Source organism: Gardnerella sp. DNF00571G (assembly GCF_049262695.1).
Classification (GTDB): domain Bacteria; phylum Actinomycetota; class Actinomycetes; order Actinomycetales; family Bifidobacteriaceae; genus Bifidobacterium; species Bifidobacterium piotii.
On record NZ_CP058396.1, the window covers coordinates 691,371 to 707,271 of the forward strand.

At 40.1% G+C, this 15,901-nt stretch carries 11 protein-coding genes and 1 tRNA gene; 5 read left to right on the forward strand and 7 right to left on the reverse strand.

The window, feature by feature from the left end; all coding sequences use genetic code 11:
* Positions 1-8 precede the first annotated feature (8 nt).
* From HXT30_RS02935 to HXT30_RS02965, 7 genes are all read right to left on the reverse strand, one after another.
* Entirely contained in the window at positions 9-719 is a 711-nt protein-coding gene (locus tag HXT30_RS02935; RefSeq protein ID WP_421779062.1) for a regulatory protein RecX, read from the reverse strand.
* A 19-nt stretch (positions 720-738) separates the two neighbouring features.
* Positions 739-1,899, reverse strand: coding sequence for a recombinase RecA (recA, locus tag HXT30_RS02940; protein ID WP_421779060.1), 1,161 nt, complete (start codon positions 1,897-1,899; stop codon positions 739-741).
* Positions 1,900-2,142: 243 nt separating this feature from the next.
* Positions 2,143-2,376: a DUF3046 domain-containing protein gene (locus HXT30_RS02945; RefSeq protein WP_020973608.1), complete on the reverse strand. Its 234-nt coding sequence runs from the start codon at positions 2,374-2,376 to the stop codon at positions 2,143-2,145.
* Positions 2,363-3,103, reverse strand: coding sequence for a CinA family protein (locus tag HXT30_RS02950; RefSeq protein ID WP_421779057.1), 741 nt, complete (start codon positions 3,101-3,103; stop codon positions 2,363-2,365). The genes HXT30_RS02945 and HXT30_RS02950 overlap by 14 nt, the downstream gene beginning before the upstream one ends.
* Before the next feature lie 4 nt (positions 3,104-3,107).
* Entirely contained in the window at positions 3,108-3,722 is a 615-nt protein-coding gene (gene pgsA, locus HXT30_RS02955; protein WP_032815680.1) for a CDP-diacylglycerol--glycerol-3-phosphate 3-phosphatidyltransferase, read from the reverse strand.
* A 100-nt stretch (positions 3,723-3,822) separates the two neighbouring features.
* Entirely contained in the window at positions 3,823-6,522 is a 2,700-nt protein-coding gene (locus HXT30_RS02960; RefSeq protein ID WP_421779055.1) for a DNA translocase FtsK, read from the reverse strand.
* A gap of 255 nt (positions 6,523-6,777) precedes the next feature.
* Positions 6,778-6,853, reverse strand: a tRNA-His gene (locus HXT30_RS02965).
* Positions 6,854-6,985: 132 nt separating this feature from the next.
* Here HXT30_RS02965 and purT point away from each other — a divergent pair.
* The 5 genes from purT (at position 6,986) to purM (ending at position 15,889) form a co-directional block, all read left to right on the forward strand.
* The gene (gene purT, locus HXT30_RS02970; protein WP_422111793.1) at positions 6,986-8,359 is read left to right on the forward strand and encodes a formate-dependent phosphoribosylglycinamide formyltransferase; all 1,374 of its coding nucleotides are present in this window, start codon (positions 6,986-6,988) and stop codon (positions 8,357-8,359) included.
* Between the two features lie 170 nt (positions 8,360-8,529).
* Complete coding sequence (gene purC / locus HXT30_RS02975; protein WP_421779051.1) at positions 8,530-9,312, forward strand: phosphoribosylaminoimidazolesuccinocarboxamide synthase; 783 nt, start codon at positions 8,530-8,532, stop codon at positions 9,310-9,312.
* 126 nt (positions 9,313-9,438) lie between these two features.
* Entirely contained in the window at positions 9,439-13,212 is a 3,774-nt protein-coding gene (locus HXT30_RS02980; RefSeq protein WP_421779049.1) for a phosphoribosylformylglycinamidine synthase, read from the forward strand.
* Between the two features lie 86 nt (positions 13,213-13,298).
* The gene (gene purF, locus HXT30_RS02985) at positions 13,299-14,792 is read left to right on the forward strand and encodes an amidophosphoribosyltransferase (protein ID WP_016635272.1); all 1,494 of its coding nucleotides are present in this window, start codon (positions 13,299-13,301) and stop codon (positions 14,790-14,792) included.
* Positions 14,793-14,854: 62 nt separating this feature from the next.
* A complete protein-coding gene (gene purM, locus HXT30_RS02990; protein WP_016801451.1) occupies positions 14,855-15,889 on the forward strand; it encodes a phosphoribosylformylglycinamidine cyclo-ligase in 1,035 nt (344 codons plus the stop codon).
* Positions 15,890-15,901: the final 12 nt, after the last annotated feature.

The following is a 15,901-nucleotide window of genomic DNA, read 5'->3' on the forward strand; positions in this document are numbered from 1 at the left end:
CTAATAGTTTAAGACTTAAACAGAGCATAATATACTTCGTTTAACGTGTTTAAATCGTGACCTTTTCTAGCTCCTGCAGAGAAGAATCTTCTCCTTCTAACATCTGGTTCTAGATTTTTTGTTCGCTGTGCTACCTTTTTGCCTAAACTCCATGCGCTTTGTTCAAAAACACCGTTTTCTCTAGCATCTTGCAAAGATGAGGTTATTATTGCAGAAGCAACTCCCTTTTTTTGCAACTCCATGCGAGTTGCACGTTCTCCTAATGTTCTACTTGAGCATGAGCGTATAACAGATTGAGCATATTGTTCATCGTTAATCAAGTGCAAATCTTCTAAACGAATTATTACAGATTCAACAATATTCTCTCTGTAGCCCTTATCTATAAGCCTATTTTTTAAGTCGTTTGAAGATCTTGCAGCATAATCTAACATTCTTAAAGCACACTCTTTGCAACTATCAAAGTCGCATGCTTTTTTAGAGTCTACTTTTTTAACAGCTTTATTATTAAAAGAGTTATACTTTTGCAATCTATAAGACGAATGGCATGAGTCTTCTTCGCAATCACCTATTTCAATACTATTCTCTGAATAATGCGAATTAACAACTTCTAAACTACAATCATCTTCTGCATACACATTCTTGTTTTTAACATCATTTTTGTTAAAAACAGAAGCATCTACTGGCTTATGATTGCGAAGAAAACTCTCAACACTAATCATCTATTAGTCTTCTAATCTATTAGTCTTCATTCTTGGAATCTTTACTAGAAGCATCTGACTTATTTGCTGCATTAGAATTCGACTTTGCTTTTTCGCTATCGTCTTCATCTTCTACTTCAACAAATTGATCTTCTGGCTTCATTAGCCCAAAAGCAACTTTTACTTTATCGCTAATTTCTTCCGTAATAGCAGGATTATCTTTAAGGAATTGACGCACGTTTTCTCTACCTTGACCAAGCTGTTCGCCCTCATACGTAAACCAAGAACCAGACTTTTTAATAACGTCACACTGTACAGCCATATCAATTACAGAGCCTTCAGTAGATATTCCTTCTCCATAAAGAACATCAAATTCAGCTGTTTTGAAAGGAGGAGCCATTTTATTCTTAACAATCTTTACTTTAGTTCGATTTCCAACAGCTTCTTCCCCGTTTTTAATAGTAGAAACACGCCTAATATCCATTCGAACAGACGAATAGAATTTAAGAGCTTTACCACCTGTAGTTGTTTCTGGACTACCAAAGAACACACCGATTTTTTCTCGAAGCTGATTAATAAAGATTGCGGTTGTTCCAGCTTGAGACAAAGCTCCTGTCATCTTTCTTAAAGCCTGACTCATTAAGCGAGCTTGCAAACCAACATGGCTATCTCCCATGTCTCCGTCAATTTCGGCTTTTGGAACAAGCGCTGCTACAGAATCAACAACTATAACATCTAAAGCGCCAGATCGAATAAGCATATCCGCAATCTCTAAAGCTTGCTCACCATTATCTGGCTGAGAAACAATAAGAGAATCTGTATCTACACCTAATTTACGCGCATAAACTGGATCCAACGCATGCTCAGCATCAATAAACGCTGCAACTCCGCCATTCTTTTGAGCATTAGCAACAATGTGCAAAGCTAACGTTGTTTTACCAGAAGATTCAGGACCATAAACCTCTACAATACGCCCACGAGGAACGCCACCAATTCCCAAAGCCATGTCTAGAGCTAAAGAACCAGTAGGAATAACCTCAACGTCTTGCAGTGGCTTATCTCCTAATCGCATTGCAGAACCCTTGCCATATTGTTTTTCAACATTTGCAAGAGCCATCTCTAGCGCTGCTTTTCTACGTGGATCTGCCTTGTCGGCATCAATAAGACGATCCACAGCACCCTTTTTTGTTTGTTGTGCCATATTATTACTCCTTTCGCATGCCGATGTATTGATGACCATACTCAATACATGATGCCCGTGCAAGCGTTTTAGAGCAATGTGGTTAAAGGCTATTTTCCAATAACCAATAGGCACTTACACGCTGCAAGAAGACCAACAATTAAATATTATACACCATAAACGAACATTTGTTCGATATGCGTGTTGGCTTGAAATTCCAACAAAAACACATACACGCAATCAAAATAAAAAATAAAATAACCCTTATTTTGCTGGAAGTGGCGGAGCATTATGGTCTTTACCCCAACGCTTGCTATCTGGAATATTCATGTGATCACATAAAACATTCCAAACAATTCTAGGCTCCACGCCAGCATCAATCGCCTCGCGCGCACTCATACCATCAAGCTTTTGCAACTCTTGGTCTTTAGCAATACTCCTACCAAATTCTCTACCGAAAACTTCTTCAAGAAGCTCCCAAAATTCACGTTCGCGCATAAAAAATCCAATCTTCAAAAATAAGAGCATAGAAAATCTTAATTAGCGCGCTAACAACACCAATACGAACGTCTTTTCTATCTCCAGAAATATTTAGTTGAGCGCAAAGCGTAAAACCGTGGTCAACTGAATAAGTAGAACATCTACTTAAAGAAAGATTGCTTATTTTGCCACATTCACACTCAAAAACACGATCTTTAATATTGTTAATTTTTAGCGAAACTAAATCAAAATCAAGCGAAGAACAGCGCTTTGAAGCAGCATTTGGAATAAAAATTCCAACGTAAGCCAATCCTTGCGGTTTTAAGCCATCGGGACCAGGCCCTGCAACGCCAGTAGTAGACAATCCAATAACAGGAAAATCTGCGCTATCAACATCTTTACTAGAATCCGTGCAATCATATTGCCACTTTGCGCCGCTATACAATCTTGCGCAACCAAACGCCATTTGCTTTGCAACGCTAGGCTCTACAGCACCGCAAGTTTTAAGCAAATCGCAATCCACGCCAAGAATCTTAGATTTTTCGCGAATATCGTAAGTAACAGCCGATCCAAGAAAAACCTTTGAGGCTCCAGGAATATTTACAAACGAATCCGCAAGAAGTCCTCCTGTTAAAGATTCTGCACAAGAAATATGCAAAGAATTATTCACACAAAAATCGAGAATTTTGCTTGCAAAAAAGTCTGTGGAATCGCTTGTAAAATCGCTTACCAAATCGTCACACATTTTACTATCGCTTAAACGCACCGCGCACGTAAAGGAATCCAGAATAAAGCGCAAAACCAAGAGCAATGCCTATAAATCCGTAGCAAAGCGAGTAATAGCACACAACCCAAACAGAAACATTGTAAGCGCAAAATATTGGAACAATAGGCGCAAGCAACATTGAAATTCCAACAGATTGAGAAAGCGTCTTATATTTTCCAGCCCAAGATGCTGCAATAACTTTTCCGCCTTTATCTATAACGTAAAAACGCAAAACAGTAATGCCTATTTCTCTAAGAATAAACAGTAGAGTAATCCACCAATAAAGCTCGCCAAAAGCAGAAGCAATAATAAGAGCAGAAAGTATTAAAAGCTTATCGGCAATAGGATCTAAGAGTTTTCCAAGCTCTGTAACTTGATTATATTTTCTAGCCATCCAACCGTCTAATTTATCTGTTGAAGCTGCGATTATAAACATTGCAAATGCAGCCCAGCGAACCGAAGTAGAAGCATAGCCCCAAGGTCCAGAGATAAGATACAAAACGATGAATACAACAGAAAGAGCTATTCTTATGTAAGTCACAATGTTTGGAGCACAATTCCAACCTTCTAGCAACTTAGACTTACCATTTTGCAACATCGTTAATACCTCCATAACCGCTACACAAACATGGTATAGCAAACGCAAAACTTAATTAAAAACAATGCTTTAGCAATGCTTTTACAATACTTAATTATTCTTAATTCAAAGAATCAGACTCACCTTTAATAAAAGCTAAGACTTTAGGCAAATCTTGCGGCTGAACAAGAACCTCACGCGCTTTAGAGCCTTCCGAAGGACCAACAACGCCACGCGACTCAAGCAAATCCATAAGTCTACCTGCCTTAGAGAATCCAACACGAAGCTTTCGTTGAAGCATAGACGTAGATCCAAATTGTGCACCAACAACAAGCTCAGCAGCTTGAAGAAGCTCATCCATATCGTCGCCAATATCTGTTGTTTTAGCTTGCGCTTGAGCCTGTTCATCTGCTTTTGCAGCCATTTGCTCAATGTCTTCCCTGTATTTTGGTTTTCGCTGAGTTCTAACATATTCTACAGCTTTACGAATCTCTGATTCGCTAACCCAAGATCCCTGAACTCGCTGAGGCTTAGCGGCACCCATTGGAAGGAACAAAGCATCTCCTTGACCAATCAAAGTTTCCGCACCAACAGTGTCTAAAATAACCCTAGAATCCGTAGCAGAAGACGTAGCAAAAGCCAGTCGAGACGGAATATTTGCCTTAATCAAGCCAGTTACAACATCAACAGAAGGGCGTTGAGTTGCAAGAACCAGATGCACACCTGCAGCACGAGCAAGCTGCGTGATTCGCTGAATAGAACTTTCAACATCGTTTTTTGCAACCATCATCAAATCAGCCATCTCGTCTACAACAACAAGCAAATACGGGTATGGCGCAACTTTTCTCTCGGAGCCTTTTGGAGCATGAACCTTGCCTTCGCGCACAGCCTTGTTAAAGTCTTTAACATGACGGAAACCAAAGAATTGCAAGTCGTCATAGCGCGAGTCCATCTCTTTAACAACCCATTCAAGAGCTTGAGCAGCCTTCTTAGGGTCTGTAATAATCGGAGTTAACAAATGCGGAATCCCAGCATATGCAGAAAGCTCTACTCGCTTTGGATCTACCAAAATCATGCGAACCTGCTCTGGAGTAGAACGCATAATAATCGAAGTTAGCATAGAGTTTATAAAGCTTGACTTTCCAGAGCCAGTAGCACCAGCAACAAGCAAATGCGGCATTTTATCTAGAGCAGCAGTTACAAAATGACCCTCAACGTCTTTACCAACACCAGTGAGCATAGGATTTGAATCCTGGCGAGCTTTATCTGACCTTAAAACATCTCCAAGGTTTACAATCTCTCGATCTACGTTTGGAATCTCTATACCAATCGCAGACTTGCCTGGAATTGGAGACAAAATACGCACATCTGTGCTTGCTACAGCGTACGCAATATTTTTTTGAAGATTTGTGACTTTTTCAACTTTTACACCAGGCCCCAGCTCAACTTCGTATTGAGTAACAGAAGGCCCTCTTAAAAAGCCAATAACCTTTGCATCTACTTCAAACTGTTCAAACGTAGAAGTTAGCGCACGAATTACGCGATCATTTGCAGGAGTTCTAGTTGCGTGCGGTTTTCCGTGAACAAGAATATTCAAATCTGGCAATCTGTACGGCTCTTCGCTGTACTCACTTGAAGAATCGCTAGAATCGTTTGAATTATTGGCGTTGCTCACACTATCTTCATCATTTTCTTGCGATGACCTATATTGATCCAACTGCTGACCAGGCATTTTACTCCATGGATCATTGCTATATTGCGATTCGCCACTAATTGGCGCTTTTGGAAATTCGTCAATATACATTTGACCAGAAGACGGCAAAGAATTAGCGCCATAAGTGCCATTAGAAACACCATTAGAAGCAACAACACGCGGATGATTACTTTGATTCTGATCTTCTTGCGGATCCGATTTAGAGCCGTAGTCTTCAATAGAGTAACCATCTTGACTTGGCTTAGAAGAAGCGCTAAGAAAAGCATCATCTCCAGCATACGCATCTAAAAGTTCGCTATTACTATCCTTCTTTTTAGAGCCGAACATAGAATTAAAAATTTTAGAGATTATTGAATTGTGCAAATCTTTACGCGACTTTTCGCCATCTGAAGAGTCGTGAGTTGGAACACCTTCTGCAAACTCAAGATTATCGCTGCTATTACTCGAATTTTCATCATCTGTATTCTCTAAGTCTTGATTATTCTTTGACTTTTTAGAGAAAATAGATGAAACAAATTGAGTCACATCTTCAACATGTAATTTAAGAATCATTAAAATAGCAAAAATGGCAATAATAACAAAAATTGTAAGAGCAAAAATCCTAGATAATCCCCAGGCCAAAGGAGAACCTAAGAAGAATCCTAATAATCCGCCAGATTTTTGCAAATCATCTATATTAAATTCTTGATTTTTGCTTGCAATCAAAATGTCTAAAATTGAGCAAATTGACCATAAAAGAAGAACAAAACCACCTATAACACGAGGATTTCCAGATTTAGCACCACTATTTCGCATAAGCCTAATAGCAACCGCACTAAGCCACACTGGCAAAACAACGCTCATAATGCCAAAAATCGCGGAAGATAAAGAATGCAACGCAACACCTAAGAATCCGCTAACTCTAAACCATTCAGATGCGCAAAAAAGAACAGCAAGAATAAGCATTACAAAGCACAATCCATCTCTACGGTATGCCTCATCGTATTGCCCAACTCCAAAAAGCGAGCGAACTGCTTTGCCAATAACACGCGGAACAAAAAGCAGAGCAGACTCCCAAAATGGCTCATTAGTCTGCGCTTTAGACTGCTTACCACCATTGTTTGGCATATAAATCGCTCCTCCATAAAATGCGCGTACAAAAACCGCTAACAACTAGCAAGCTAATCGCCAGCAATCATTCACATTAAGTACAAACACCAACCGAATTACTTAAAATTATCCAATCAATATTATCAAATTAATAGCTTTACTTATTCTACTCCAAAGCGTGCTAACAAAATAAACATGTTTGAACACAAAAACAAGACAAAACAGAAAGCCATACAGAGTAAAAAAAAATCGGCTGGGAAGCAGCCGATTAAGTGGGGTGGCTAACGCGGCTTGAACGCGCGACCTTCTGAACCACAATCAGATGCTCTACCGACTGAGCTATAGCCACCATTACAGCGCGAAACCCTTCGGGAATCGCACAACAGAGGAATACTATACACGATTTTTCTAATTTGCGCTACCCTTGCGATTTTCGGCGCGTCGCACAAAATACGACGTTACTTAATGACACAATAAGACTATGAGTTTTTTGCAAAAATCAAATGCAACCAGCATGCTCAATGAGCAAGCAGAACATTGGAAAAGCGTTGAAAACAATCGCACTTTTGGCATTCTAAATTCAACATCACACACAACTACAGCACTTCTTTTAGGATCTGGAGAGCTTGGAAAAGAAATCGCTATAGAGCTTATAAGACTTGGTATTAAAGTATGTTCTGCAGATAGCTATGCAAATGCTCCAGCAATGCAAGTTGCGCAAGAAAATCGCGTTTTAGATATGAGCGATTCTAAAAAATTGCAAGAACTAATAAACAAAATAAACCCGAACATAATAATCCCAGAAGTTGAAGCAATATCGACCGAAGTATTAAAAGACGTTGTTAAAAACAAAAAAATTCAAGTTGTTCCAAGCTCTAGTATCACTTCGATTGCAATGGATCGCGAAGCTTTGCGAAAAATCGCCCACGAAAAAATTGGTCTGCCTACTACACCATATTGTTTTGCTTCAAGCTACAAAGAATTAGAAGAAGGAGCAAAAATCGTAGGATATCCATGCGTAGTGAAACCAATTATGAGTTCTTCTGGTCATGGTCAATCTATTGTAAAAGATCCTAAAAATCTTGAAGATGCTTGGATAGAAGCACAAAATGGAAGAAGATCTAAGCATAAAACGCAAAGCTTGCAGAGTGAAGATAATGAAAATAATGAAGATATATCTCGCGTAATCGTAGAAGCACTTGCTCCTTTAGACTACGAATTAACGGTTTTAACAGTGTGCTCAAGCGCTGGAATAACAACATGCGAACCTATTGCACAATGCCAAGAAAACGGCGACTACAGGCAATCATGGCAACCAGCAAACATACCAGAAAATGTTAGAAAATCAGCTCAAAATATTGCAAAACAAGCAGTAGAAGGTTTAAGCAAAATAGCAAAAGAAAACGGAGAAACAGGCTGGGGCATTTACGGCGTAGAACTTTTTGTTCTTAAGAATGGAGATTTACTTTTTAGCGAACTATCCCCTAGACCACACGACACTGGCATGGTAACAATGATTTCGCAATACTACAGCGAGTTTGCTTTGCATGTTTTAGCAATATTAGGTGTTCCAATCACACAAAAGCACACTGCTCTTTGCTTAAAAGATAACGAAGTTGCATTAAGTCACGCACTTGTTGTGCAAGGAAACGGAGCTGTAGGATTTACAAATCTTGCACAAGCATTAGACGAAGAAGATTGCACAAGATGCGATATACGAATTTTTGGAAAGCCAGAAGTCCACGGCTCAAGACGAATGGGTGTTATTTTGACAGTATCGAACAGCGTAAATGATGCAAAATCTTGTGCGACACGCATTGCAAGCAAAATACACACAGTAGAACTGCCATCGTAGAACGCTGAAAAGTCAAGGTTTTTACTACTTTTATTAGACAAAAAATCAAAAAATAATACAAACAAAATGTAGGTAACAATTGTTAGTCTAATCTTGCTGGCGGTTGAATAAACCTTCAAATAATGATGGTTTGCAACACTCAGCCATGGATACAACGGAGAGGCACGTCAATGGAAAAACTTGACAAGTTGTATGAAGGTAAAGCAAAGAAATTGTATGCCACGAGTAACGATAACGTTCTGTGGGTTCAATACATGAATCAAGCTACAGCTGGCAATGGTCTTAAAAAGGCTCAAATTGCTGGAAAAGGAAGCTTAAATAATCAAATCACTTCTCTACTGTTCAATCTTCTTAAAGCTCGTGGAGTTAAAAGCCATTTTCTTGGCAGAATTTCAGATACCGAACAGCTTGTAAAGCGCATGAAGATGTTTCCGCTAGAAATAATAATGCGAAACACAGCTGCTGGTTCTTTTGCAAAACGATATGCCGTTAAAGAAGGAACTGCACTAAAAAAGCCTCTTTTGGAGTTTTGCGTAAAGTCAGACGATCTTGGCGATCCTTTTATTAACCCAGAAGGCGTTGTAGCTTTAGGTCTTGCTAGCGAAAGCGAAATGGCAGAAATTACAAAGAAAGCTCACGCTGTAAACAATGCACTTTTGGATATTTTCAACAAAATCGACGTTCAACTCGTTGACTTTAAGATTGAAGAAGGCGTAGACGCACAAGGAAACATTCTTCTTGCAGACGAGATAACGCCAGATACATGCCGACTTTGGGATAAGCGCAATACGAATGGCTCTGAAGTAAGTCATTTAGATAAAGACTTGTTCAGACGCGATTTAGGAGACATAATTCCAGCCTACGAAGAAATATTCTCGAGGCTTAAATCTCTTGCGCAAAGCGAAGGAGTAAACTTCGACGAAGTCAATCCAAACGATTGCGCTGAACAATAATTTTAATGTGGCTCGCATCTTTTAGGTGCGAGCCACGCGCGTTCTTAAACAAATAAATAAACAAACAAGCAAACAAAAATAGCCAAACACAAATAGCCAAAACTACAATTGCAAGGCAGGTTCACCGTGGTATTTCGCGTTTATGTTGAAAAACGATCTGGTTTCGATATAAAAGCCCAACATCTTAATCACGAGCTTAAAGAAATTCTTGGTATTGATTCTCTAAAATCCACGCGCATAATCAACAGGTATGATGTAGAAGGAATATCTAAAGATCTTTTTAACACTGCTGTTAAAACAGTTCTTAGCGAGCCTACAGTAGACAACACTTACGACTACTTGCCTATTAGCACAAATGAGCATGTTGTTGCTATAGAATTCCTTCCTGGCCAATTTGATCAGCGCGCGCAATCCGCAAGCGAATGCGTACAAATGATTAGTCAGGGAGAATGCCCTAAAGTTAGAACTGCTCAAATTCTTGCTTTTAATGGCAATTTGTCTAAAGAAGACATTGACTCAATTAAACACTACGTTATTAATCCAGTAGAAGCTCGCGAAGCATCGCTAGATAGTGTCGATACGCTTAAAAGTGAGGCAATTGTTCCAGCAAACGTAGAAGTATTAGATGGTTTTAACGATTTAGATTCCAACGGATTGCAAAAATTCATTGAAGATCGCGCGCTAGCAATGGACTTGGCTGATGCTAAATTCTGCCAAGACTATTTTAGAAGCGAAAATCGCAATCCAACTATTACAGAAATAAAAGTAATAGACACGTATTGGTCCGACCATTGCCGCCATACTACTTTTGGAACGCATTTTGAAAACGTTCAAATAGATGACGAGCAAGTAAAAGATGCATTTAATCGTTATCTTAAACTACGCGAAGAGCTTAAGCGCACAAATAAGCCGATTTGCCTGATGGACATGGCCACTATTGGCGCAAAATATTTGAAGCATACAGGAAAGCTTAAAAACTTAGACGAATCCGAAGAAATCAACGCGTGCACAGTAAAAGTAAAAGTTGACGTTAATGGGCACGATGAAGACTGGCTGTTTTTGTTCAAAAACGAAACGCATAATCATCCTACAGAAATCGAACCCTTTGGCGGCGCTGCAACTTGCATTGGCGGTTGCATTCGAGATCCTCTTTCGGGACGCTCCTACGTATATCAAGCAATGCGCGTAACTGGAGCAGCCGACCCTAGAACTCCTATTAGCGAAACTTTAGAAGGAAAACTATCTCAACGAAAAATTGTAACGTCGGCAGCTGCAGGCTACTCGTCTTACGGAAATCAAATTGGATTAGCAACAGGCGAAGTACACGAGATTTACCACCCAGGATATGTTGCAAAACGAATGGAAGTTGGCGCGGTTGTAGCAGCTACCCCAGCAGACCACGTTAGAAGAGAAACACCTGAAGCAGGAGATGTGATTATTCTTCTAGGCGGCAGAACCGGAAGAGACGGAATTGGCGGAGCAACAGGTGCTTCTAAAGCGCAAGATGCAGACAGCATTGAAGAGTGCGGAGCAGAAGTTCAAAAAGGAAATGCACCTATTGAACGCAAGTTGCAAAGACTTTTTAGACGCAAAGACGCATGCCGTCTTATTAAGCGTTGCAACGATTTTGGCGCTGGTGGCGTAAGCGTTGCAACTGGAGAAATCGCAGATGGCTTGATTATTAACTTAGACAAGGTGTCTAAAAAATACGAAGGCCTTGATGGCACGGAGCTTGCGATTTCTGAATCTCAAGAGCGAATGGCAGTTGATGTTTCTGCAAGCGATGCAGACGAATTTTTGAGCTACGCGCGTCAAGAAAATTTGGAAGCGCAAATTGTAGCTACAGTTACAAAAGAAGCTCGAATGAAAATGACTTGGCGAGGAAAAACAATTGTTGATCTAAGCCGCGAATTCCTAGCTTCTAATGGCGCTCCAAAAACGCAAGATATTTACGTTGAAAATGGCAAAAAATATGCTACAAAGTGGCAAGACGAAAGTGGAGTTTACTCTGGCAAGTCTTTAGCTGAGCGCATTAAAAATCTTGTTTCTAACATAAACGTTTGCTCAAACAAAGGCCTTAGCGAAATGTTTGACTCCACTATTGGAGCCGCAACCGTTCTTATGCCATTTGGCGGCCGCCGCCAGCTCACTCCAGCACAAGCAATGGTCGCAAAATTCCCAGTATTTGGCGAAACAAACACCGCTTCTGCAATGTCTTGGGGATTTAACCCATACATTATGGAAAAGAACCAATTTACGGGAGCGTACATATCGGTTGTAGAATCTTTAGCAAAACTTGTAGCAAGCGGTTTTACAATCGAAAACGCTTATTTAAGCCTTCAAGAATATTTTGGCAAACCGCAAAATGTTCCAGAAAGATGGGGAAAACCTACTGCAGCAGTTCTTGGCGCTTTAAGCGCGCAAATTGATTTTGGCGTTGGCGCGATCGGCGGCAAAGACTCTATGAGCGGAAGCTTTGAAAATCTTGACGTTCCTCCAACTCTTATATCGTTTGCTGTTTCTACAGGAGACGCGCGAAATGTTGTTTCTCCAGAATTCAAAAAAACCAATAGTAAAATCCTAAGAATACTACCTACGTATAAAGAAGACGGAATCACGCCTAACGCTCAAAGCTTCTTAGAGGCGATTAGGATTGTTGAAAATCTTACTTCAAGCAAGCGCGCGCTAGCAATTAGCACTCCAGGTTTTGGAGCTAGTGCAGAAAGCCTGTTTAAGATGACTTTGGGCAACCATATTGGATTAAAACTTAACGACTCTGTTAAAACAGACGACTTGTTTAAGTCTAGATATGGAACTTTCTTTGTAGAAGTGGATGAAGATTTTAACGTTGATGATTTTGCAAACAAGGTTAGCGAAAATCTTGTAAACGTTGAAGTTATTGGACAAACGTGCAATGAATTTAAGCTTTATGCTTGCAACGAAATTATTAGTTTAGATGATTTACAGGAAGATTGGGAAAGTCCTCTAGAGGGCATTTTCCCATATAGAGGTAAAGGAAGCGCAGTTCGCGAAATAAATTCCACTAATCGCAAGCCTGTTAGAAATCATATGAAATCTAGCAGAAGAACTCCATTGAGCAAGCCGCGCGTAATCATTCCAGTTTTCCCTGGAAACAATTGCGAATACGACACTCAAGCAGCGTTTGAAAAAGCTGGAGCAGAATGCAAAACGCTTATAATCAATAATTTAAGCGCTGATGATGTTGTAGAATCCGCAAAAGAGCTTGTTAAAGAGATTAATAAAAGCCAAATTGTTATGATTCCTGGCGGCTTCTCTGGAGGCGACGAGCCAGACGGTTCTGCAAAGTTTATAGCTGCATTCTTTAGAAACCCTGCAGTTAGCGACTCTGTTCGAGATTTGCTAAACAATCGCGATGGCTTAATGCTTGGTATTTGCAACGGCTTCCAAGCTCTTATTAAGCTCGGTCTTGTTCCATTCGGAGATATTGTTCCAATGGATGCAGAATGCCCGACTTTAACGTTTAACACTATTGGAAGGCATCAAAGCAAGATTGTTAGAACTCGCGTTGCTTCTAATCTTTCTCCATGGCTTTCAAATTGCAAAGTTGGCGATGTTCATAGTGTTGCAATATCTCATGGAGAAGGTCGATTCGTAGCATTGCCAGAAGTTATGGATACTCTTATACAAAACGGCCAAATTGCAACGCAATACGTTGATAGCAATGGCGTTCCAAGCATGAATCTTAAAGTAAATCCAAACGGTTCGCTTATGGCTGTAGAAGGAATCACTAGCCCAGATGGAAGAGTGTTTGGAAAAATGGGTCATTGCGAGCGCAGCGGCAACGGTTTGTACGTAAATATTCCAGATTTTAGAACACAAAACATTTTTAGCTCTGGCGTTGAATACTTTACGTCATGATTGGGGATTCACAATTTGTGATTTACGACTTACAACTTACGATTTACAACTTACGACTTACAACTTTAAAACAATAGGGGGTGCGAATGTCTGCTGAACTTGAAGGAGTTCACGAAGAATGTGGCGTTTTTGGAGTGTGGGGTCATTCCGATGCCGCAAGGCTTACCTACTTTGGCTTGCACGCATTGCAACATAGAGGCCAAGAAGGTGCTGGAATAGTTGCAAACGATAATGGCCATCTTAAAGGATACAGAAACTTAGGTCTTTTAACTCAAGTTTTTGCAAACGAAGACATTATGAAGCATCTTACTGGAAACAGCGCGATTGGCCACGTTCGTTACGCGACTGCTGGATCTGGAAGCGTTGAGAACATTCAACCTTTTCTGTTTTCTTTCCACGATGGAGATGTTGCTTTAGGACATAATGGCAATCTTACTAATTGCACAACTCTTAGAAATAAGCTAGAAGATTGCGGAGCGATTTTCCACTCTAACTCCGACACAGAAGTTTTGATGCACCTTATTAGAAGGTCGAATAAAACTTCGTTTATGGATAAGCTTAAAGAAGCGCTGTTAACTGTTCATGGCGGTTTTGCATACTTACTTCTTACAGAAGACGCGCTTGTTGGAGCAACGGATCCTAATGGTTTTAGGCCTCTTAGTCTAGGAAGAATGAGTAATGGTGCTTACGTTCTTGCATCGGAAACTTGCGCTTTAGATATTGTTAGCGCGGAGTTTATTAGAGACATTGAGCCTGGCGAAATAATCGTTATTAATAATGATGGATACAAGATTGAGCGTTATGCAAAAAATATTCAGCACGCTGTTTGCTCAATGGAGTTTATCTATTTTGCTCGCCCAGATTCTAATATTTACGGCATTAATGTTCATTCTGCGCGAAAGCGCATGGGAGCACGCTTAGCTAAAGAGTCTCCTGTAGACGCAGATATGGTGATTGGAGTTCCTAATTCTTCGCTTTCTGCAGCTGCTGGATACGCCGAAACAAGCGGAATCCCTAACGAGATGGGTTTGATTAAAAATCAATACGTTGCGCGCACTTTTATTCAGCCAACGCAAGAGCTTAGAGAACAAGGCGTTCGCATGAAGCTTTCGGCTGTTAGAGGTGTTGTTAAAGGAAAGCGCGTAATTGTTATTGACGATTCAATCGTTCGCGGAACAACGTCTAAGAGGATTGTTCGTCTTCTTAGAGAAGCTGGCGCTAAAGAGGTTCATATGCGAATCTCTTCGCCTCCTCTTAAATACCCGTGCTTCTACGGAATCGATATTCAAACAACTAAAGAGCTTATTGCAGCTAAACATTCTGTTGAGCAAATTCGCGAATATATTGGCGCTGACTCTTTAGCGTTTTTATCTTTAGACGGTCTTGTTGAATCTATTGGGTTAAATAAGCCTGCTCCGTACGGAGGATTATGCGTAGCGTATTTTAATGGCGACTACCCTACCGCTTTAGACGACTACCGAGATGAATTCTTAGCTTCGCTTTCTAAAGAAGACAAGGAAGTTTTAGAGAATATTAAAAAGAATAGTAAATACAATTTTGCGACTAAAAACTGCGATTAAACTACGACTAAACTTCGACTAAACACTTAAAACACTTAAAACAAACACGAAAGGATTCTTAAATGCCAAACGCATATGAACAAGCTGGCGTTAGCGTAGAAGCTGGCTACGAGGTTGTGCGAAGAATAAAATCCCACGTAAATCGCACAAAAAGACCAGGCGTTATGGGCGGAATTGGCGGTTTTGGCGGCCTGTTTGATTTAGCAAGCCTTGGATACAAAGACCCAGTGCTAATTTCTGGAACAGACGGAGTTGGCACAAAGCTTATGATTGCGCAAATGATGCAAAAGCATAATACGATTGGCATTGATTGCGTTGCTATGTGTGTAAACGATATTGCAGCTCAAGGAGCACAGCCTCTGTTCTTCCTTGATTACATTGCTTGCGGAAGAAACAATCCAGAAATACTTGAGCAAGTTGTTTCTGGCGTTGCAGACGGATGCGTGCAATCAGAAGCAGCATTAATTGGCGGAGAGACTGCAGAAATGCCAGGAATGTACGATCAAAGCGAGTACGATCTTGCAGGGTTTGCTGTAGGAGTTGCAGAAAGAGAAAACATTGTTGATGGCTCTAAAATCACGCCTGGAGACACTCTTATAGGACTTGCATCTTCGGGAGTACACTCAAACGGATTCTCACTTGTTAGAAAAGCACTTTTTGATGTAGCTAATTACAACGTAAATAGTAAACCAGAAGAATTGTGTGGCAAATCTATTGGCGAAGTTCTTTTAGAGCCTACAAAAATCTACGTTAAAGCATTAAAACCGCTTTTTGCTAATCATCTTATTAAAGGCGTAGCTCATATTACAGGCGGCGGATTTATAGAAAACATTCCAAGAATGTTTGCAAATAATCTTGCAGCACAAATCGACACAAAAAAGTGGCAAGTTCCTGCAATTTTCAACCTTATTGAAAAGTCGGGTAAAGTAGACCACTCAGAAATGTTCAACGTTTTTAACATGGGAATCGGAATGGTATTAGCAATTGATGCAAATAAAGCAGATGAAGCTATGCAAATCCTTAAAAACAATAATGAACAAGCGTATGTTATTGGCAAAATGATTAAACGCGAAAACGTTGCAGTTGAGTTGTTATAATTCACAAAATCT

Coding starts and splice junctions, on each gene's coding strand:
- HXT30_RS02935 (WP_421779062.1), bottom strand. CDS start 719: ATGATTAGTGTTGAGAGTTTTCTTCGCAATCATAAGCCAGTAGATGCT.
- recA (WP_421779060.1), bottom strand. CDS start 1,899: ATGGCACAACAAACAAAAAAGGGTGCTGTGGATCGTCTTATTGATGCC.
- HXT30_RS02945 (WP_020973608.1), bottom strand. CDS start 2,376: ATGCGCGAACGTGAATTTTGGGAGCTTCTTGAAGAAGTTTTCGGTAGA.
- HXT30_RS02950 (WP_421779057.1), bottom strand. CDS start 3,103: ATGTGTGACGATTTGGTAAGCGATTTTACAAGCGATTCCACAGACTTT.
- pgsA (WP_032815680.1), bottom strand. CDS start 3,722: ATGTTGCAAAATGGTAAGTCTAAGTTGCTAGAAGGTTGGAATTGTGCT.
- HXT30_RS02960 (WP_421779055.1), bottom strand. CDS start 6,522: ATGCCAAACAATGGTGGTAAGCAGTCTAAAGCGCAGACTAATGAGCCA.
- purT (WP_422111793.1), top strand. CDS start 6,986: ATGAGTTTTTTGCAAAAATCAAATGCAACCAGCATGCTCAATGAGCAA.
- purC (WP_421779051.1), top strand. CDS start 8,530: ATGGAAAAACTTGACAAGTTGTATGAAGGTAAAGCAAAGAAATTGTAT.
- purF (WP_016635272.1), top strand. CDS start 13,299: ATGTCTGCTGAACTTGAAGGAGTTCACGAAGAATGTGGCGTTTTTGGA.
- purM (WP_016801451.1), top strand. CDS start 14,855: ATGCCAAACGCATATGAACAAGCTGGCGTTAGCGTAGAAGCTGGCTAC.